The organism is Clostridium sp. CTA-19 (assembly GCF_054767855.1).
Window position 1 is genome coordinate 1 of record NZ_BAAABH010000047.1, and the last position, 19,439, is coordinate 19,439.

13 protein-coding genes and 1 riboswitch are annotated in these 19,439 nt (G+C 29.7%); of the genes, 10 read left to right on the plus strand and 3 right to left on the minus strand.

Going from position 1 to position 19,439, the window contains the following annotated elements; all coding sequences use genetic code 11:
• Nucleotides 1-1,101: 1,101 nt before the first annotated feature.
• The 3 genes from ACYUE0_RS16570 to gltA all read left to right on the plus strand — a co-directional run bounded on the left by ACYUE0_RS16570 (nt 1,102) and on the right by gltA (nt 5,527).
• Nucleotides 1,102-2,268 (plus strand): iron-containing alcohol dehydrogenase, encoded by a 1,167-nt coding sequence (locus ACYUE0_RS16570; RefSeq protein ID WP_061996743.1) that lies wholly within the window; start codon nt 1,102-1,104, stop codon nt 2,266-2,268.
• Nucleotides 2,269-2,833: 565 nt separating this feature from the next.
• A riboswitch (glycine riboswitch) is annotated at nt 2,834-2,957 on the plus strand.
• A gap of 330 nt (nt 2,958-3,287) precedes the next feature.
• Complete coding sequence (locus ACYUE0_RS16575; protein ID WP_199870507.1) at nt 3,288-4,136, plus strand: sulfide/dihydroorotate dehydrogenase-like FAD/NAD-binding protein; 849 nt, start codon at nt 3,288-3,290, stop codon at nt 4,134-4,136.
• On the plus strand, nt 4,136-5,527 hold the full coding sequence (gene gltA / locus ACYUE0_RS16580) for an NADPH-dependent glutamate synthase (RefSeq protein WP_460271672.1): 1,392 nt from the start codon (nt 4,136-4,138) through the stop codon (nt 5,525-5,527). Before ACYUE0_RS16575 ends, gltA begins: the two co-directional genes overlap by 1 nt.
• A 137-nt stretch (nt 5,528-5,664) precedes the next feature.
• Here gltA and ACYUE0_RS16585 read toward each other — a convergent pair whose 3' ends face one another.
• Together ACYUE0_RS16585 and ACYUE0_RS16590 are read right to left on the minus strand one after the other, a co-directional pair.
• Nucleotides 5,665-6,021 (minus strand): hypothetical protein, encoded by a 357-nt coding sequence (locus tag ACYUE0_RS16585; RefSeq protein WP_199870506.1) that lies wholly within the window; start codon nt 6,019-6,021, stop codon nt 5,665-5,667.
• A 705-nt stretch (nt 6,022-6,726) separates the two neighbouring features.
• On the minus strand, nt 6,727-7,878 hold the full coding sequence (locus tag ACYUE0_RS16590) for an aminotransferase class V-fold PLP-dependent enzyme (protein WP_460271674.1): 1,152 nt from the start codon (nt 7,876-7,878) through the stop codon (nt 6,727-6,729).
• A gap of 143 nt (nt 7,879-8,021) precedes the next feature.
• On the opposite strand from ACYUE0_RS16590, the gene yedE reads away from it, so the two are divergent.
• The 3 genes from yedE to ACYUE0_RS16605 are packed head-to-tail and all read left to right on the plus strand — an operon-like array spanning nt 8,022 to nt 9,555.
• Nucleotides 8,022-9,116, plus strand: coding sequence for a YedE family putative selenium transporter (gene yedE / locus ACYUE0_RS16595; RefSeq protein WP_460271676.1), 1,095 nt, complete (start codon nt 8,022-8,024; stop codon nt 9,114-9,116).
• A complete protein-coding gene (locus ACYUE0_RS16600; RefSeq protein WP_199870503.1) occupies nt 9,109-9,315 on the plus strand; it encodes a sulfurtransferase TusA family protein in 207 nt (68 codons plus the stop codon). The genes yedE and ACYUE0_RS16600 overlap by 8 nt, the downstream gene beginning before the upstream one ends.
• Entirely contained in the window at nt 9,316-9,555 is a 240-nt protein-coding gene (locus ACYUE0_RS16605; RefSeq protein WP_199870502.1) for a DUF3343 domain-containing protein, read from the plus strand.
• Nucleotides 9,556-9,610: 55 nt separating this feature from the next.
• Here the strand turns inward: ACYUE0_RS16605 and ACYUE0_RS16610 are convergent, their stop codons facing one another.
• Nucleotides 9,611-11,695, minus strand: a complete 2,085-nt coding sequence (locus ACYUE0_RS16610; RefSeq protein ID WP_460271679.1) for a methyl-accepting chemotaxis protein — start codon at nt 11,693-11,695, stop codon at nt 9,611-9,613.
• Between the two features lie 1,969 nt (nt 11,696-13,664).
• On the opposite strand from ACYUE0_RS16610, the gene ACYUE0_RS16615 reads away from it, so the two are divergent.
• The 4 genes from ACYUE0_RS16615 to ACYUE0_RS16630 all read left to right on the plus strand — a co-directional run bounded on the left by ACYUE0_RS16615 (nt 13,665) and on the right by ACYUE0_RS16630 (nt 18,889).
• Nucleotides 13,665-13,889 carry a carbon storage regulator gene (locus tag ACYUE0_RS16615; protein WP_010293605.1) on the plus strand — a complete coding sequence of 75 codons (225 nt, stop codon included), beginning with the start codon at nt 13,665-13,667 and terminating at the stop codon, nt 13,887-13,889.
• Nucleotides 13,890-14,460: 571 nt separating this feature from the next.
• Nucleotides 14,461-15,819 carry a flagellin N-terminal helical domain-containing protein gene (locus tag ACYUE0_RS16620; RefSeq protein WP_460271681.1) on the plus strand — a complete coding sequence of 453 codons (1,359 nt, stop codon included), beginning with the start codon at nt 14,461-14,463 and terminating at the stop codon, nt 15,817-15,819.
• Between the two features lie 1,532 nt (nt 15,820-17,351).
• On the plus strand, nt 17,352-18,317 hold the full coding sequence (locus ACYUE0_RS16625) for a Gfo/Idh/MocA family oxidoreductase (protein WP_460271683.1): 966 nt from the start codon (nt 17,352-17,354) through the stop codon (nt 18,315-18,317).
• 20 nt (nt 18,318-18,337) lie between these two features.
• Nucleotides 18,338-18,889 carry an acyltransferase gene (locus ACYUE0_RS16630; RefSeq protein WP_460271685.1) on the plus strand — a complete coding sequence of 184 codons (552 nt, stop codon included), beginning with the start codon at nt 18,338-18,340 and terminating at the stop codon, nt 18,887-18,889.
• Nucleotides 18,890-19,439: the final 550 nt, after the last annotated feature.

The window sequence follows — 19,439 nt, forward strand, 5'->3', positions numbered from 1 at the left end:
ATCAAAGCCGGTCCTAAAATAGCAGCTTTGCTGTGTACATGTTTGGGACTGGCTTTGATATTTTAGGTAGAAGTATAAAGTTAGGAGAGCATCAAGTGTTAGCGGAGAAAATAAACTTACCGTGCCTGTCTCATTTGTGATGGAGCCAACATTAGTAGTAATTGTTTATTTTATTATGGGGATAAAATAAAAAAAATTAAGGATTAGGAACATTATATAATTGATATTTGACAATGGACAATTGACAATTTAGGTTGAAACTGGACTGCCAGTTTCTTTAAATTTAAGGGAGTAAATTCTAGGGTAGGTGTATAAAACAAACAAAAGCTATAGTTAGGATTCACAGCCGTAACAAGAAGGACAGGTTCAGTTGGTTGTAGCACCATAAAAAACTTTAGTACTCAATAAAAAGGTTATATAAAATAAATTACTAAGCAAAGAACCAGTACTTGAGCTGCAAAGCAGCGTATCAGTTAGGTACTGTTTTTTTGCTTATCTTGTTGTGGGAATAAAATAAAAAAATTAAGGATTAGGAATTATGAACTAAGAATTCAGGATGAAAGTGGCAACCACTTTCTTTTTAATCTATAAATATAATTTGCCTTGCAAATTTATATAAAACTACGTGGAGAATTACTAGGAGCATAGCGAATAGTAATAACCACAACTGTTCACTGTTAACTATTCATTTTTAACTAGAAAAAGTCCCATTTGCAATGGAGGTAGAATTTGCAGGAAGTGATTACTTAGTTGAAATAGAGGATTTTAGAATATTAAGAATTAGAAATCATCGTTAAAAGAATGACTTTCCAATGTTGTTCTTATTAAAAAAATATTCATATTTAAAAAATGGGAATTGTTTCATAAAAATAAGCAACTGCAAGAAAAAAATCTAAAAGAATCTAAAAAAATCTAAAATGCAATAAAAATTCCAATATAAGCAATTAAATGGAAAATAAATACTTAAATAAAAATATAAATTAAATAAAATATTACGAAAATATTGAAAATATCTTTTAAATATTGTACAATAAAAATATAAATTTCGTTAAAATAATATCAAATAATATTAATATGGGTAGAATTGAGGAGGATTTTTTGATGAACAGATTTACTTTACCAAGAGATATATATTATGGTGAAAATTCACTAGAGGTTTTAAAAACTTTAGAAGGAAAAAAAGCTATAGTTGTTACTGGCGGAAGTTCTATGAGAAAAAATGGATTTTTAGATAAAATTATAAATTTATTAGAAGAAGCTAAAATCGAAGTTAAACTTTTTGAAGGTGTTGAACCAGATCCATCAATAGAAACAGTTATGAAAGGTGCAGAAATGATGAGAGAATTTGCACCAGAATGGATAGTTGCAGTTGGCGGTGGATCACCTATAGATGCTGCTAAAGCTATGTGGGTATTCTATGAACACCCAGAATTAACTTTTGATGATATAAAAGATCCATTTACAATCCCAGCATTGAGAAAGAAAGCTAAATTTGTTGCTATACCATCTACTAGCGGAACAGCTACAGAGGTAACAGCATTTTCAGTTATAACTGACTACAAAAAGAAAATAAAATACCCATTAGCAGATTTCAATATAACACCAGATATTGCTATATTAGATACTGAGCTTACTATGACAATGCCTAAAAAATTAGTAGCTCATACAGGAATGGATGCATTAACTCATGCTATAGAAGCATATGTTGCAACTAATAAATCTCATTTCTCTGATCCGTTAGCAATGGAAGCTATAATAATGATAGAAGATAACATATTAAAATCTTATGAGGGAGTAAAAGAATCAAGAGATGAAATGCATAATGCTCAATGTTTAGCAGGTATGGCATTTTCAAATGCATTACTTGGAATAACTCACTCTATGGCACATAAAACAGGTGCTGTATTCCATATACCACATGGATGTGCTAATGCTATATTCTTACCATATGTAATCCAATTTAATAAAAAAGCATGTGGAGAAAGATATGCTAGAATAGCTAGAACTTTAGGTCTTGCTGGTGGTAATGAAGAAGAATTAATAAACTCTTTAATTGATTGTATAAGACAATTAAATAAAGCAATGGAAATTCCACTAACATTAAAAGAATATGGAGTGGAAAAAGAAGAGTTTGATAAATATATAGACTTTATTTCAGAAAATGCAGTAGTTGATGCTTGTACAGCATCTAACCCAAGAGAAATATCTGTAGATGAAATGAAAAAGGTATTTGAATGTACATTTGATGGAGTAGACGTTGAATTTTAATTAAAAAATATAAAATCACTGATAAATTATCAGTGATTTTTATTATATTTCTATACATGAATTAAATAAGGGAAAAGTCTCTATTTAAAGGTATACATCAAATTTTTATAAATTTTTAATTTTTAACTAAAGTAAGTTGTTAACTAGCAGTAAAATTCAACTTGGAACCTTAAAAGATTTAAAAATTAGGAATTATGGCTGAAACTGAATAGTCAAATTTCAGTGTTATAGTAAAAATATAATATATGTATGAAGTAAATTTTAATTTTAAACTGTATTTTTTTACAAGTGATTTAGAAGAAAGTTTAATAAGATTTAATATTACATAATTGAATGTGGTAAAATTCGTTTTAATTTATATATAAATTAAAAGATTCAAATAATATACTTAATTGTTATTGACTATATTAATATAAGATTATAAAATAGTAATTGAGAAGTTAATAAGGTATGAATGAAGATTGTTGAAGAAAGCTGGTTTTATTAAGCATGAAAATGTTTAACATATATAATGAAGAAAAATGAATAGTAGCCATATGCACTATTTAAGTACAGCACAACAGTTGGACATAAACCTGGAGAGACTACAAGCACGGAAAAAGTGAAAATGTGATTATGTGGCATCGAAGAAGAAACTCGAATTTTCAGCTTTGGGGGAAACTTTCAGATAAAAGGACAGGTGTAAATAGCTCTTTATTGTTGTGTCTATTTACAAGGTCCCTTTTTTTATTTATTATTGGATAAATATAGGGAAACAAGCTCCAATTTAAATTTATTCAATAGCTTTAAAATATTTTCATACAAAATGTAGTGTTGAATTTGAAGGGATTCGGAGCATGTCTCACTATTTTGGGTATCCAAGTTTTGGAATGTATGATTTTAAAAGTCAACTTGGAACCCCCTATATAAGTTAAAACTTGTTTTAAAACAATTTATATAAATTATAAGTTTAATTAGTGAAAAGATAATTAATAATAAGGTGGACAAACAATATTATTTTGAGTTTGGAGGAAGTGGATATGTACAAAATAGCAGAAAAAAGAGATTTAGCAGAAAATATATTCTTAATGAATATAGAAGCACCAAGAGTTGCTAAATCTGCTAAGCCTGGTCAATTTGTAATTATAAGAAATGATGAGAATGGTGAGAGAGTTCCATTAACAATTTGTGATACAAACACAGACAAAGGAACAGTTACAATAGTTGTACAAACTATAGGATGTTCTACTAAGGATTTAGAAAAGCTTAATGAAGGTGACTATCTTCATGACTTTGTTGGACCATTAGGAATGGAATCAGAATTATTACATGAAAACATAGAAGAACTAAAGAAAAAGAACATACTATTCATATCAGGGGGAGTTGGTTCGGCTCCAGTTTATCCACAAGTAAAATGGTTACATGAGCATGGTGTAAATGCTGATGTAATAATGGGATTCAAAAATAAAGACATGGTAATCCTAGAAGATCAAATGAAAACTGTTGCATGTAATGTTTATACTTGTACAGATGATGGATCATATGGATTTAAAGGAATGGTTACTAACCAATTAGAAGAGTTAGTAAATGGTGGTAAGAAATACGATTTAGTTGTGTCAATAGGACCAATGATAATGATGAAATTTGTATGTAAATTAACAGAAAAATTAAATATACCAACAATAGTAAGCATGAACCCAATAATGGTAGATGGAACTGGAATGTGTGGAGCTTGCAGAATTACTGTTGATGGAAAAACTAGATTTGCTTGCGTTGAAGGACCAGAATTTGATGGACATAAGGTAGATTTTGATGAGGCATTAAAAAGATCTGGAATGTATAAAGCAGAAGAAGCTGAAAAAAGCTGTAGATTAGGAGGTAACAAGTAATGGCAGTAGATAGAATGAAAAGAACTCCAATATCAGAGCAAGATGCAAAAGCAAGAGCTAAAAACTTTAAAGAAGTTTGTTTAGGATATAATGAAGAAGAAGCGGTAAAAGAAGCATCAAGATGCTTAAACTGTAAAAACAAACCATGTGTTAGCAAATGTCCAGTATCAATAGATATACCTTCATTTGTACATGAAGTTGCAGAAGAAAATTTTGAAGAAGCTGCAAAAATATTAAATAGATATACTGCACTACCAGCTGTTTGTGGTAGAGTTTGTCCTCAAGAACTACAATGTGAAAGCAAATGTGTACTTGGAATAAAAGGAGAAGCTGTTGCAATTGGTAAGCTTGAAAGATTTGTTGCTGATTGGTCAAGAGAACATGATGTAGATCTTTCAGAAACTAAAGCTAAAAATAGTAAAAAAGTTGCTGTTATAGGTTCAGGCCCTGCTGGAATAACTGCTGCAGGTGAAATGGCTAAAGCTGGTTATGATGTAACTGTATTTGAAGCATTACATGAACCAGGTGGAGTTTTAGTTTATGGAATTCCTGAATTCAGATTACCAAAAGAAACAGTTGTTAAGCATGAAATAAACAACCTAAGAAAATTAGGAGTTAAAATAGAGACAAATGTAATAGTAGGAAAAACTGTTACTATAGATGAATTAATAAGAGACGAAAAATTTGAAGCTATATTTATAGGTTCAGGTGCTGGTCTTCCAAAATTCATGGGAATTAACGGAGAAAACTTAAACGGAGTTGTATCTGCAAATGAATTTTTAACAAGAAACAACTTAATGAAAGCTTTCAAAGAAGATTCACCAACACCAATAAAATCAGGAAAAAAAGTTTGTGTTGTAGGTGGCGGAAACGTTGCTATGGATTCTGCTAGAACAGCATTAAGATTAGGTTCAGAAACTCATATAGTATATAGAAGAAGTGAATCAGAACTTCCAGCAAGAGCTGAAGAAGTACATCACGCTAAGGAAGAAGGCATTATCTTTGACCTTCTAGTTAATCCAGTTGAAATCTTAGGCGATGAAACTGGTTGGGTTAAAGGAATGAAATGCATAAGAATGGAACTTGGAGAAGCTGATGCATCTGGAAGAAGAAGACCAGTAGAAGTACCAGGTTCAGAGTTTGTTATAGATTGTGACACTGTAATAATGTCATTAGGAACATCTCCAAACCCATTAATACCTTCAACAACAGAAGGATTAGACGTAAATAAATGGAAATGTATCGTAGCTGATGAAGAAACAGGAAAAACTTCAAAAGCTAGAGTATACGCTGGTGGAGATGCTGTAACAGGAGCTGCAACAGTTATCCTTGCTATGGAAGCTGGTAAAAAAGCTGCTGCTGCAATGATAAAAGATTTAGAAGAAAACTAAAAAAATTTCTTTAACTAAATAAGGTATGGATTCATATCCTCCTAATTTTTAGGAGGATATGAGTTTACATATAAAAAATTTAAAAAGTTTCATTGTTTAAACATTTATTATTTAATTTTGTTTCAAAAAAACAGAACTCAATTTGAGTTCTGTTTTTTTGATATTAAATCTTCTATTAGATTGATTTGTTCTTCTTTAGTTAAATTTAAATACTCGTTATAACCACAATGATAGAAACAACCAGTATAGGATTTATGTTCTTTGCCATCTTGCAACCTTAAATCCATAGGGCAGGGCTGGATTTTTGGATCTCTTGCTTTTAAATCACCTGTATTTATAGGGTGACTATTAAAATCATCAATAACATCCTTATTGCCCATTTCTTCACATAAACCAACTAAACCAGAACCACTATTTATATTTTCTATTATCTTTTTTAGAGTATATATGTATTCATCATAAGATAAATTTTTATTTTGCAACGCTTTAATCATAAAAAACACCACCGTTTAATAGTAATAGTAATATATATTTAAAAAACTTTAAATTAAAATTATATACTAAGGATTTAATTTTAACAGAGAAAAGTAAAGTATAAGTATATGTTCTCATTTAATTTTAAAATTATAACTTGGTAAATATATAGTGGTCCAAGTTTTGGAATGGATAATTTAAAAAGTCAACTTGGAACCATATATAATTTAAAATTTTAGTTTTGAACCTTATATAATTAAAAAAATATACAAAACGTAAAATACAAAAATATGTAATCACATTATGCACAGGTATGTATATGAAGTGTTGATAATTTTTTGAAAATTTAAACTAAGCCTGTGGATAAGTCCATAACTAGTACACTTTATTAACAAGTATAAAAATTACATATGGAATTAAATGTAGATTTTGTAGATAATTTGAATAAATAAAATTATAAAACATCCAAAATTCTACAAAATGCAACTATTATTTTATTATATAACTATGAATTTATCAAGTAATACACAGGCTATGGGCATAAAAGTCAAACTATTCACAATTTATTGTGAATAGTTTCGCTTATTTGTGGATAATTATTGTCAAAAACAAAGTTACTAACAGTTACAAAGTTACATTAATCAACAATGAAAATAAAATTAGGGAAAAATGTAATTGAATTGACTAATTTTAGAAAATTAGTGTATAGATTTTTGACAAAAGATTTATTTTAATAAAATATTATTTATAGCATTTAATGTGTATTTTATATCTTCAACAGTATTAAAGTGTCCAAAGCTAAATCTCACAGTTCCATCTGGAAATGTTCCAAGTGTTTTATGTGATGATGGGGCACAGTGAAGTCCACTTCTAGTTGAAATTCCATATTCTTTATTTAATCTGTGGCAAACAATACCGTTATCCAATTCTTTGAAATCAAGAGAAACTACAGCAGTTCTATTATCAGTAGAATCACTACCTACTAATAAGTTAGCATTTATATTTTTGATTCCTTCAATAAAAGTTTTTGTAAGTTCTAATTCCTTTTCATAAATAGAACTAACTCCTATTTTATTCAAATACTTTAGTGAAGCATTAAGCCCAAATATACCAGGAATATTTGATGTTCCACTTTCAAATTTGTCAGGCATATATGTAGGTTGTACTTCTAATTCGGATAGACTTCCAGTTCCACCTTCTATAATCGGTTTAACTAAAGGTACAATATTTTCCTTTATTAAAAAACCTCCAATACCTTGCGGGCCTAATAATCCTTTATGTCCAGTGAAACAAAGGACATCTATGTTTAAATCCATCATGTCTATATTTAAAGTTCCAGCACTTTGAGCAGAATCTACTATGAAAATTAAATTATGTTTTTTACATATAGAACCAATATCTTTTAATGGTAGTATGGAACCACATACATTAGAGGCATGGGTAATTACTACTGCTTTAGTATTAGGTGTTATAGCATTTTCAATATCCACAGCCTTTAAATAGCCTAAACTGTTACATTGAACTTTAGAAAAAGTAACTCCATTATCCTTTAGTGATGAAAGGGGACGCATTACTGCATTATGTTCCATTGATGAAATAATAATATGGTCCTTACTTTTTAGCATGCCTTTTAATACCATGTTTAAACTATAAGTTATACTAGGTGTAAAAATTACATTTTCACATTTATTAAAGTTAAAAAGGTCACATAATAATTCACGAGTCTCAAAAACAGTATCTTCTGCTTCTAAGGCATCAAAATAAGCACCTCTATTTATATTACAACCTATATTAGTTATATAATTTGAAATTGCATCTGCAAGATCAGGAGCTTTAGGAAAAGATGTTGCTCCATTATCTAAGTATATTTTTCTCATTAGAAACCTCCTTATTTATAAAAATAATAGATAGATATTATCTATTAGCCATTTAAATTTAATATATTATGGAATATTTGTAAGAATTAACATGATGTTCAATACATGTAAAATATTATCAAAAAAAGGGGGATGAGTAAACTATGAAAGAAAAAAGAGGAATTATTTTAGGTGGTGCAATAATTGGTATTTTAGGAGTACTTTCAGTTTATTGTGGTAATCCAAAAAACATGGGGATTTGTATTGCATGTTTTATAAGAGATATTTCTGGTGGGTTAGGACTACATAAAGCAGAGATAGTACAATATGTGAGACCAGAAATAATTGGAATGGTACTTGGTGCATTTGGTATAGCTTTAGTTAATAAAGAATTTTCTACTAAGGGAGGTTCTTCACCATTTCTAAGGTTTATTTTAGGTGCAATGGTTATGATAGGAGCTTTAATGTTTCTTGGATGTCCAACAAGAATGGTACTAAGACTAGCAGGTGGAGATTTTAATGCTATATTTGGAATAATTGGTTTTGCTGTTGGAATTATAGTAGGAATATACTTCTTAAATAGAGGATTTACTTTAAAAAGAAATTATAAGCAAACTAAACTAGAGGGATATGTATTTCCAATAATAAATATAGGACTATTTATTATGTTAGCTGCAGGTTCAAGCTTATTAATATTTTCTAAAGAAGGTCCAGGTTCTCAACATTCACCAATATGGATTGCGTTGGTAGTAGGATTAGTTGTTGGAGTTATTTGTCAAAGAACTAGACTTTGTATGGTTGGTGGAATAAGAGATATGATTTTATTTAAAGATTCATACTTATTATTAGGATTTTTAGCTATGTTAATAGCTGCATTTTTAGGAAATCTAGCCTTTGGATTTTTCACTCCAGGATTTGCAAATCAGCCAGTAGCCCATACAGATTGGATTTGGAATTTCTTAGGTATGGTAGTTGCAGGTTGGAGTTCAGTTCTTTTAGGGGGATGCCCAATGAGACAATTAGTTCTTTCTGGTGAAGGTAACGTTGATTCAGTTATAACTGTTTTAGGAATGTTTGTTGGAGCTGCATTTTGCCACAACTTTAAACTTGCATCATCACCAAAAGGCCCAACTTCAACTGGACAAATTGCTGTAATATTATGTTTAGTAGCATTAGGTGCAATATCATATTTTAGTATGGCAAAGGATGTTAAAGTAAAATCTGATAAAGATATAAAAGGAGGAGTTTCTGTTGATTAAAGTAGATGCAAGAGGAGTATCTTGTCCTCAACCAGTATTAATGACTAAAAAAGCCTTAGAAGAAAATAAAGATGGAATTGTAGTATTAGTAGATAATACTACAGCATGTAATAATGTACAAAGATTTATGAAAAATGCAGGATACAATGTTTCAGTAAAAGAAGATGAAGAAGAATTTATAATAGAGGCAAAAAAATAAATGAATTATTTAGCAACTTTTTTTACCCACTCAGGAGCAATAAAATTTAAAAGATATCTAACAAAAAACAATATAGAAAATGAAGCATTACCTGTACCAAGAAAATTAAGTTCTAATTGTGGAATAGGGGTGAAATTTTTATACGAAAAAAATATAGAAAAAATTTATGATGAAGATATAGAAAAAATTTTCAAAGTAAAAGAAAAAGGTTATGAACTATTTAAAGACTTTGATATCTAAAAAACAAAGCTATTTTAACAATTGTTAAAATAGCTTTATTTTTGATTAAGGCATATTATATTTTAAATTCATCTACTTTTTTTAGCATATTATTTGTCATTGTTCTTAGTTTTTCAGTAGCTTTTGATACCTCAGTAGTTACTGCACTTGCTTCCTCAGAAGCTGCTGATATTTCTTCAGCTGATGCACAAACTTCTTCAGAAACTGCAGATGTATTTTCTACCATAGTTAAGATACTGTTTTTCCCATCATTAATTTTATCTGAGGATTTGCTTACATCATTAACTTTAGGAAGCACTATATTTATGGCCTGAATTATGCTATTGAATACTTCTATAGTTGAATGAATAACTTCAGTTTGAGCATTTAATTCATCATCCATTATATCAGTATTTTCTACAATCACTTCAGTTTCTTTAGATATGCCACAAATAATTTTATTTATATCTTCAGCAGAATGTTTACTTTGATCAGCTAGTTGTCTAATTTCATCTGCTACAACGGCAAATCCTTTTCCACTTTCACCAGCACGTGCAGCTTCAATTGCTGCGTTAAGTGCAAGTAAACTAGTTTGATCTGCTATGTTGTTTATTAAATTAGTTATTTCATTAACTTTTTTTACATTTGCACCTAAGGAAGCTATGTCAGTAGAAAAGTTTTTAAAACTTTTACTTATATCATTAACTGAAACATCTAATTGATGCATTTTATCACTACTATTACTAGCTATACTGCTGATATCCTTAGAATTTTCATTTATATCAAATATAGCTTCAACAATTCCTTGAACTTCAGAACCAAAGTTTTTTAAAGTGCTTGCAATTTCTATAAGTTCTTCAGCTTGGCTAGTAGTTCCTTTTGCAATGTCATTAATGGAATAGGCAACATCACTAGAAGAAGCAGCTATGGCCTCTGCTGATGAAAATAATTTGCCAGTTTCCATATCAATTGTTTTAGAATTATCTTTAACACTAGAAATCATAGATTTTATAGATTCTTGCATTGTGTTAATAGAATTTGCAATTCCACCTATTTCAGATTTATTTTTTAAGTATATTTCAGGAATCGGTTTAGTGAAATCACCTTGTCCAATTGTTCCTAAGTGGTTTTCAAAATAAAGTATAGGTTTAGTTATCCTATTTGCTATATTAAAACATAATAGAATAGCAATTATTATAGTTATGCCAACTAGTCCAATTATAATCATTCCTATATGGTTAGCAGTTTTTGAAAACTCACTTGTTTCAATTAAATATACATAATTCCAATTTAAGCTACTATTTTTTGATTTATATATACCAACTGAATAGTTTTTTCCATCATCCATTTTAGTATCAATTAATTTTGTAGGTAAATTATTAATATCGCTTAAGCCGTTAATTTTTAAGTCGTCTAACTTTTTGCTTATTAATGAAGTGTCTTTAGGATGGGCTAGAATAGTTCCACTTTTATCAACAGGAATGATATAACCGCTTTCTCCTAATTTTATATTATTTATAAGAGCAGACATATTATTAAGTTTAACATCTATTCCTACAACACCTTTAATTTTACTATTTGCATCTTTTATTGCAGAAATAACAGATACAACAATATCTCCAGCAGAGGTAGTATATACATCTGTAACTGCAACTTCATCTGGATTTGCAAGAGCTGCCTTATACCAATCTCTTGTTCTTGGATCGTAGCCTTCCTTTCTAGATGAAGCAGGATATTGTAAATAACCACCATTTTCAGCTACTCCTATATTAACATTTTCAAACCCTTCATGAGTTTTAGTTATGTTTTCAAATTCCTTATATAGAGTTGCTTCATAAGAATTATTTTTTAAAGGAGTCATTTCAACTAAGCCATTTGTTCCTTTTTTGTCTATGTATGAGGTTACTCTTGAATCTATATTTGAAACTAGTTCAGAATTAGAAAGCATCTTAACATTGTTTTTAACCTCATCAATATATCCATTTAAATATGTATCAACTAAATCTAAGTGATCAGTTGTTGATTTTGTGAAACTAACTTTCGTTTCATCAGATATAATGAAATAAACTATACTATTTACCAAAATCATTAATATCAAAATTAGAAATAAAAACGATGAAATAAGTTTAACTTTTATACTATCTCTTGATAATTTCTTCATGTTCATTCACCTACCTAAAATATTATTTAATATTAATTAATTATCGGTTAAAAGATTAATTTCTTGATGAATTTAACATAAATACAAATAAATAAAATAAGCTAAAATACATGGCAAAAAGTAATAACCACTTATATAATTGACAATGATGGAGGAAACTGGAGTTTAGATAGTTAAGAGTTAAGAATTAAAAGTTAATAGTTCAGGATGAAACTGGACTACCAGTTTCTTTAAATTTAAGAGAGTAAAATCTGAGTTTAAGAAATAAAACTAATAAAAGCTATATTCAAAGTTTACAGCCGTAACAAATGGGACAGGCACGAATGGTGTATACCCATAAAATAGAGAGTAACTCTTTATATTTAGTTACCATAAGTAAGAAAAGCTAGCCAGTCCCTTAAATAGTTAAGAGTTTAGGATGAAAGTGGTAACCACTTTCTTTGAAATTGTTCGGGACTGGCTTTGAATTTTTAGATAGAAGTATAAAGTTAGAAGAGCATCAAGTGTTAGCGAAGAAAATAAGTTTACCGCGCCTGTCCCATTTGTTATGGAGCTATACTTAGAAAAATATCTTACTTAGGAGTTTTACTTTACTATAGATAAATGCTTAATAGATTAAATTTTTAAAGTCACTATATAAAACTGAACAAAGGTTAGTAACAAAGTGTAGCACCGTAACAAGGAGGACAGGTTCATTTAGTTGTACCACCATAAAAAACTTTAGTACTCAATAAAAAAGGCTAGATAAAATAAATTACCGAGCAAAGAACCAGTACTTGAGTTGCAAAGCAGCGTATCTGTCAGGTACTGGTTCTTTGTTTGTTTTGTTATGGGGATAAAATAAAAAAATTAAGGATTAAGAATTATGAATTAAGAATTCAGGATGAAAGTGGCAAACACTTTCTTTTTAATATATAAGTATAATTTGCTTTGCAAATTTATATATAAAAGTACGTTTAGCATTACTAGGAGCAAAGCGAATAGTAATAACCACAACTATTAACTTTTCACTCTTAACTTTTAACTTGAAATATGTAATATTTTCAAAATGTGCAGCCGTAACAAGAAGGACAGGCGTACCAAAATATATTTTCCATAAGTTATTTTCACAGTGAAATCGAAAGGTTATCTATAAAACCTAAAGCAATCAAAGCCAGTCCTAAAATAGCAGCTTTGCTGCATAGATGTTCGGGACCGACTTCGAGTACTATTGGAGAAAAACTAAAATCAGCAAAAGTATCTAGCCCAAAGAATAGCAAAGTAGCCAATTACGCGTCTGTCCCTCTTGTGATGGAGGTAAAACTTGGAGAAATTGATTAGTTAGTTGAGGTAGGGAGTTTGAAAAATTGACAATGGACAAAGGACAATTAATTAGGAATTGACAATGGACAATTGACATTTGACAATGATGGAGGAAACTGGACTACCAGTTTCTTTTTAATTTAGGGGCGTAAATTCTAGGTTGGGGGTATAAAACAAACAAAAGCTATAGTTAGGATTTACAGCCGTAACAAGAAGGACAGGCGTACCAAAGTGCATTTTCCATAAGTTATTTTCACAGTGAAATCGAAAGGTTATTTATAAAACCTAAAGCAATCAAAGCCGGTCCTATAGAGAGAAAATTTTAGAAAAATTCTATATAGTAAATCAAGTAATATATGGTAAATATTGTTGATTATTTTCCTTCGTTAGTATATACTTTTAGTGGTACGTTTTAGCTAAAATAACCACTAAAAATTTTTTGCAAAATATTTTATAAAAAATAAAAAATAATATATAAAGTATGGTTTTTTCTCAACGATAAATGAAGTGAGACCAAGAACAAGTTAATGATTTTTAGTTATCACATGTTAGTTAAAATTAGCAGATACAGAAGGTAGCAATGATGTTATGTTTTCTGGCAGGATGCCAGAGGGATTTTAAAATTGCTCTTCTTATCAGTTAATTTCGTTTAGGGGGATTCATAAAAATGCTAGTGTTAGGTCGTAAACCTGGAGAATATATAGTTGTAAACTATAATGGTTTAGACGTAAAGGTGCAAGTTATTAAAAGCGAGGATGGTCACTTAAGACTTGCTATAGATGCACCGAAAGAGGTTAAAATTACACGAGGTGAAGTTTGGGAAGAAAAACAATTTCAAATTTCAGAGAAAGACATTGAGAAGAATGGTATAAAAGAAAGAACAACTATATAGCAATGGACAATGGAGAATTGACAATTGACAATTATGGATGAAAGTGAAATCCACTTTCCTTCAAATAGTATATATAGCTGTTTGTTACTTATATAGGGTTTCAAATTAAATCTTAAACTTATTGATTTATCAAATGAGAAAACTCAAATTAATACTTTTTCAATAACTAACAGATTATTTAGTTAAAAGTTAATAGTTAATAGTGAACAGTTGTGGTTATTACTACTCTCTTCGTTCCTAGTAATTCTCAATAATTTTTAACTAACTATATTTGTACTTATTTTTCTTAACTGATAACAAAAATTTGATGTATAAGTTTAAGTTATAGATTGCATACCTATATAGGAAAGTAAGTTTAAATTTAATATGGTGAAAAGCGTTTAGGAAGAACGATTTTCTTTAAAAATTAGCAGGAAGCTAGGATTTGAAGAATATCGTTCTTTTTGCATAACTAGCAAGAAATTATTAAAAAATTAATCAGTTATTAATTTCTATATAGAAATTAAAATAAATAAAAAAATAAATTTTGGTGGAAAAGGATGTCCACTTTAAAATCAGGGAGGTACTTATTATGATAATTAATCACAATATGAACGCATTAAATGCTCACAGAAGCATGGTAGGAAACACAGGAGCAGCTGGTAAATCTATGGAGAAACTTTCTTCAGGATTAAGAATAAATAGAGCTGGAGATGACGCTGCAGGACTAGCTATATCTGAAAAAATGAGAGGACAAATCAGAGGACTTGATCAAGCTCAAAGAAACTCTCAAGACGGTATATCTCTTATACAAACAGCTGAAGGTGCATTAAATGAAACTCACAGCATTCTTCAAAGAATGAGAGAATTAGCAGTACAAGGTGGTAACGATACAAACAATACTTCAGATAGAGGACAAATCCAAAAAGAAATAGAACAATTAACATCAGAAATAAACAGAATATCTAATACAACAGAATTCAACACTAAAAAACTTTTAAACGGTGATACTGATGTAAAAGCTGAGTTAGGTGATGATTTAAAAAATGCAATAAAAGTAACTGGTAGTTCAGATAAAACAAAAGTTGGAACTGAATTAGTAATAACAGATACTACTACAGCAACAAATGCTACATCAGCTGAATTCGGAGAAGCTCTTGTAGATGGAAAAGTTGTAGATACTGATGCAGGCAAAGAACTTGACGTAAATGGAGTAAAAATAACATTAGAAAAAAATGATACAATAGACATATTAAATAAAAAACTTAAGGAAGCTGGATCAGATGTTACATTATCAGAAGGTGCAAATAAAAAATTAGTTGCAACAAGTGCTAATGCAGGTTCTTCAGAAAAATTAGCTGTAAATTTTAATGCAGGTAATGTAGCTGTAACAGATGGTGTAGATGCTACTGTTAAAATAGGTGGAAAAACATATACAGGAAAAGGAGATACTGTAACTTTAGATTCTGGTGCAGGTAATGGAGAAGGTTTAGAATTACAAGTTAAAGCTACAGTTAGTGGAAAATCAGGAGCTGGTGCTACAGTTAATGTAACTTCAGTAGGAATGAATTTACAAATTGGAGCTAATGAAGGACAAAACATATCTCTTTCAATAGGAAATATGAGTGCAGAAGCTTTAGGAGTTAGTGGATTAGACCTTTCAGATGCACAAAAATCTGATAAAGCAGTTACAACTATTCAAAGTGCAATTGATAAAGTATCTTCTGAAAGATCAAAACTAGGTGCTGTTCAAAACAGATTAGAGCATACAATCAACAACTTAGGAACATCTTCAGAAAACTTAACAGCAGCAGAATCAAGAATTAGAGACGTTGACATGGCTAAAGAAATGATGACATTCTCTAAAAATAATATATTACAACAAGCTGCTCAAGCTATGCTTGCACAAGCTAACCAACAACCACAAGGTGTTCTTCAATTATTAAGATAATTTGAGAGCATTATAGGAAACCGAAATATCGGTTTCCTTTTTTGTCTTGTAAAAAAATAAGGATTAAGAGGTTTGAAAAATTGACAATGGACATTTGACAATTGACAATGATGGAGGAAACTGGGGGTTAGATAGTTAAAAATTAACAGTTAAGAGTTCAGGGTGAAACTGGGTTACCAGTTTCTTTGAATTTAAGGGAGTAAAATTTGTATTTGGGAGATAAAACAAACTAAGGATATATTCAAAATGTACAGCCGTAACAAATGGGACAGGCACGAATGGTTTAGCGGTGTAAAATGAAAATCAGCTCTTTAAATTTAATTACCATCTGTAAAAGAAGTTAGCCAGTCCCCTAAAGTAGTTAAGAGTTAAAAATTAACAGTTAAAAGTTTAGGTTGAAACTGGATTACCAGTTTCTTTCAATTTAAGGGAGTTAAAACTTTATTACTCAATAAAAATGCTAGATAAAATAAATTACTAAGCAAAGTACCAGTACTTGAGCTGCAAAGCAGCGTACCTGTTAGGTACTGGTTATTTGCTTATTTTGTTGTGGGAATAGAGAATTTGTGGAATCTAGAATTTAAGCGAAGAAAGTAGCTACAAATGAACCTGTCCAACTTGTTATGTAGGTAAAATTTTGAATAATCAATTGCTTAGAAGTTTTATTTTTTCAGATTTAAGAATACGTTAAGAATTACTAGGAACGAAGTGAGTAGTAATAACTACAACTGCTAACTATTCACTCTTAACTTTTAACTTGAAATATGTAATATTTTTAAAATGTGCAGCCGTAACAAGAAGGACAGGCGTAGCAAAATATATTTTCCATAAGCTATTTTCACAATGAAATCATAAGGTTATCAATAAAAATTAAAGTAATCAAAGCCGGTCCTAAAATAGCAGCTTTGCTGCGTAGCTGTTTGGGACTGGCTTTGAGTTTTTAGTTAAAAAATATAAAACTAGGAGAGTATCAAGTGTTAGCAAAGAAAATAAACTTATCGTGCCTGTCCCATTTGTGATGGAGCCAATACTAGGGTCAATTATTTGCTTAAAGGTTTCACTAAAACCCCAATAAGGGTACTGGTTCTTTGCTTATTTTGTTGCTGGAATAAAATAAAAAAATTAAGGATTAAGAATTATGAATTAAGAATTGATGATGCAACTGGATTAGTCCAATTTCTTTGAATTAGAGGGAGTTAGTAATAAACCTTGAAATAATCCCCATAGCCCTAAATTAATTCGATGAGAAAGGTAACAAAGTTTTATTGTTTTCAATATATTAAATAGAGGAAAAAAATTAAGGAATGCTTGGTTTTCATAAGGAAAATTTTTTATAAATGTTTATATATTTAAAAATAAAGAAATTGACAATGAACAATCATCATTTAAACTGAAAAACCAGTAAGTCCTTGCAACTAGTTAGATAGTGATATTTTTATATATTCATAACAAAGAATAACTTTATTATTAAAAACTTATGATGAAAGTTTTAGATGTGCATGAATTTATTTAGGGATATGGAGGCAATTAAGATGAGATTAGGGGTTATAGGTTTAGGTAATATGGGAAGTAATCATGTTAAGGTTTGTTGTAAGGTTAAGAATGCGTCCTTAGTTGGATGTTGTGATATAGATAGAGAAAAGGTTAATAGGGTATCAAAGGAATATAATCTCAAAGGGTTTTACGATTATAAGGATATGGTAGAGGAAGTGGATGCTGTTATAGTAGCTACTCAAACTGTATATCATTATGATGTGGCAAAGTTTTTTGTAGAAAATGGTAGAGATGTTTTAATAGAAAAACCAATTACATTAAAGTATGAGGATGGAAAAGAGCTAGTAAGGTTAGCTAAAGAAAAAGATGTAAAACTTGCAGTAGGTCATGTTGAAAGATTTAATCCAGCAGTTGAAGCACTAGCTGATATTTTTAAAGAAGAGGAAGCAATAGGTATTAGTGTAAAAAGAATGAGCCCAATGGACAATAGAGTTCAGGATATAGATGTTGTTTTAGACTTAATGATACATGATATAGATGTTGTTTTATCGTTTATGGGAGATAAAAATATAAAAAACATTGAGGCTATGGGCAGAATAATTAAAAAAGAGTCAATGTTAAATAATAGCTGTGATCATGGAACAGCTCTAATTAAATTTAATAATAATATTATTGTAGATATTACAGCAAGTAGGGTTAGTGAAAAAAAGGTAAGGACCTTATCTTTAAATAGTATTGATAGCTATTATGAACTTGATTATATAGATAAAAGCTTGACTATATATAGACAGTTGAAAAGCAATATAGATAATAATATAAGATGTGCTAATAGGTATAGTAAAGAAGAAGTATTTATAAATTTTGGAGAATCTTTATTAAAACAAAATCAAAATTTTGTTGATGCTATAGTTAACAATATGCCTTTAAAAGTTAAAGGTGAAGATGGTTTATTAGCTTTAGAAGTTGTAAATAAAATACGGGAAAAAATATATGAAAATTTATAATTATAGGGGGGAGTGATGCGATGAGTTATTTCAAGCACAATAGTGCAGAAGTAAGTGAAAATGCCAATATAAAAGATGGTACAAAGATTTGGAACAATTCTCAAGTTAGAGAGAATTGTTTTATAGGTGAGAATTGTATAATTGGTACCAATGTTTATATAGATTTTGATGCTATTATAGGCAATAATGTAAAAATACAAAATGGGGTTAATGTGTATCATGGTGTTGTTATAGAAGATGATGTCTTTGTAGGACCTAGTGTTACATTTACAAATGATATGTATCCTAGGGCTTTTAACAATGATTGGGAAGTTGTAGGAACATTAATAAAAAAAGGAGCAGCTATAGGAGCAAATTCTACTGTTATATGTGGAATAACCATAGGCGAGTATGCCATGGTAGGCTCAGGTAGTGTTGTTACAGATGACATAAATCCTTATGAGCTAGTAGCAGGGAACCCAGCAAAAAAGATAGGATATGTTTGTAAGTGTGGAAATAGATTAGATGAAAATCACCATTGTGATAAATGTGAGTTGACATATAAAGAAGAGAATGGAACATTAAGTATTTAGCTAAAAATTTATAATAAAATGACTAGCTAAAATAAATTAATGAGCAAAGAACCAGTATTTGAGCTGCAAAGCAGCGTATCTATCAGGTACTGGTTCTTTGCTTATTTAGATGTTATATAATGGACAAAGGCGGGGAAAACTGGGGTTTAGATAGTTAAGAGTTAATAGTTAATAATTCAGGTTGAAACTGGACTGCCAGTTTCTTTGAATTTAAGGGAGTAAAATTAAAATAAACTAAGGCTATATTTAGGGTTTACAGCCATAATAAATTATAATTGACAATGGACAAAGGACAATTGACAATTTAGGTTGAAACTGAAGTATCAGTTTCTTTGAATTTAAGAGAGTAAAATTTGTATTTGGGAGATAAAACAAACTAAAGCTATATTTAGGGTTTACAGCCGTAACAAATGGGACAGGCACGAATGGTTTAGCGCTGTAAAATGAAAATCAGCTCTTTAAATTTAATTACTATAAATATAGGGAAACAAGCTCAAATTCAAATTTGTTCAATAACTTTAAAATATTTTTATACAAAATGTAGTGTTGA

What these genes read in the sequence shown, in the direction of transcription:
- ACYUE0_RS16570 (WP_061996743.1), top strand. Translation starts at nt 1,102, where the DNA reads ATGAACAGATTTACTTTACCAAGAGATATATATTATGGTGAAAATTCA.
- ACYUE0_RS16575 (WP_199870507.1), top strand. Translation starts at nt 3,288, where the DNA reads ATGTACAAAATAGCAGAAAAAAGAGATTTAGCAGAAAATATATTCTTA.
- gltA (WP_460271672.1), top strand. Translation starts at nt 4,136, where the DNA reads ATGGCAGTAGATAGAATGAAAAGAACTCCAATATCAGAGCAAGATGCA.
- ACYUE0_RS16585 (WP_199870506.1), bottom strand. Translation starts at nt 6,021, where the DNA reads ATGATTAAAGCGTTGCAAAATAAAAATTTATCTTATGATGAATACATA.
- ACYUE0_RS16590 (WP_460271674.1), bottom strand. Translation starts at nt 7,878, where the DNA reads ATGAGAAAAATATACTTAGATAATGGAGCAACATCTTTTCCTAAAGCT.
- yedE (WP_460271676.1), top strand. Translation starts at nt 8,022, where the DNA reads ATGAAAGAAAAAAGAGGAATTATTTTAGGTGGTGCAATAATTGGTATT.
- ACYUE0_RS16605 (WP_199870502.1), top strand. Translation starts at nt 9,316, where the DNA reads ATGAATTATTTAGCAACTTTTTTTACCCACTCAGGAGCAATAAAATTT.
- ACYUE0_RS16610 (WP_460271679.1), bottom strand. Translation starts at nt 11,695, where the DNA reads ATGAAGAAATTATCAAGAGATAGTATAAAAGTTAAACTTATTTCATCG.
- ACYUE0_RS16615 (WP_010293605.1), top strand. Translation starts at nt 13,665, where the DNA reads ATGCTAGTGTTAGGTCGTAAACCTGGAGAATATATAGTTGTAAACTAT.
- ACYUE0_RS16620 (WP_460271681.1), top strand. Translation starts at nt 14,461, where the DNA reads ATGATAATTAATCACAATATGAACGCATTAAATGCTCACAGAAGCATG.
- ACYUE0_RS16625 (WP_460271683.1), top strand. Translation starts at nt 17,352, where the DNA reads ATGAGATTAGGGGTTATAGGTTTAGGTAATATGGGAAGTAATCATGTT.
- ACYUE0_RS16630 (WP_460271685.1), top strand. Translation starts at nt 18,338, where the DNA reads ATGAGTTATTTCAAGCACAATAGTGCAGAAGTAAGTGAAAATGCCAAT.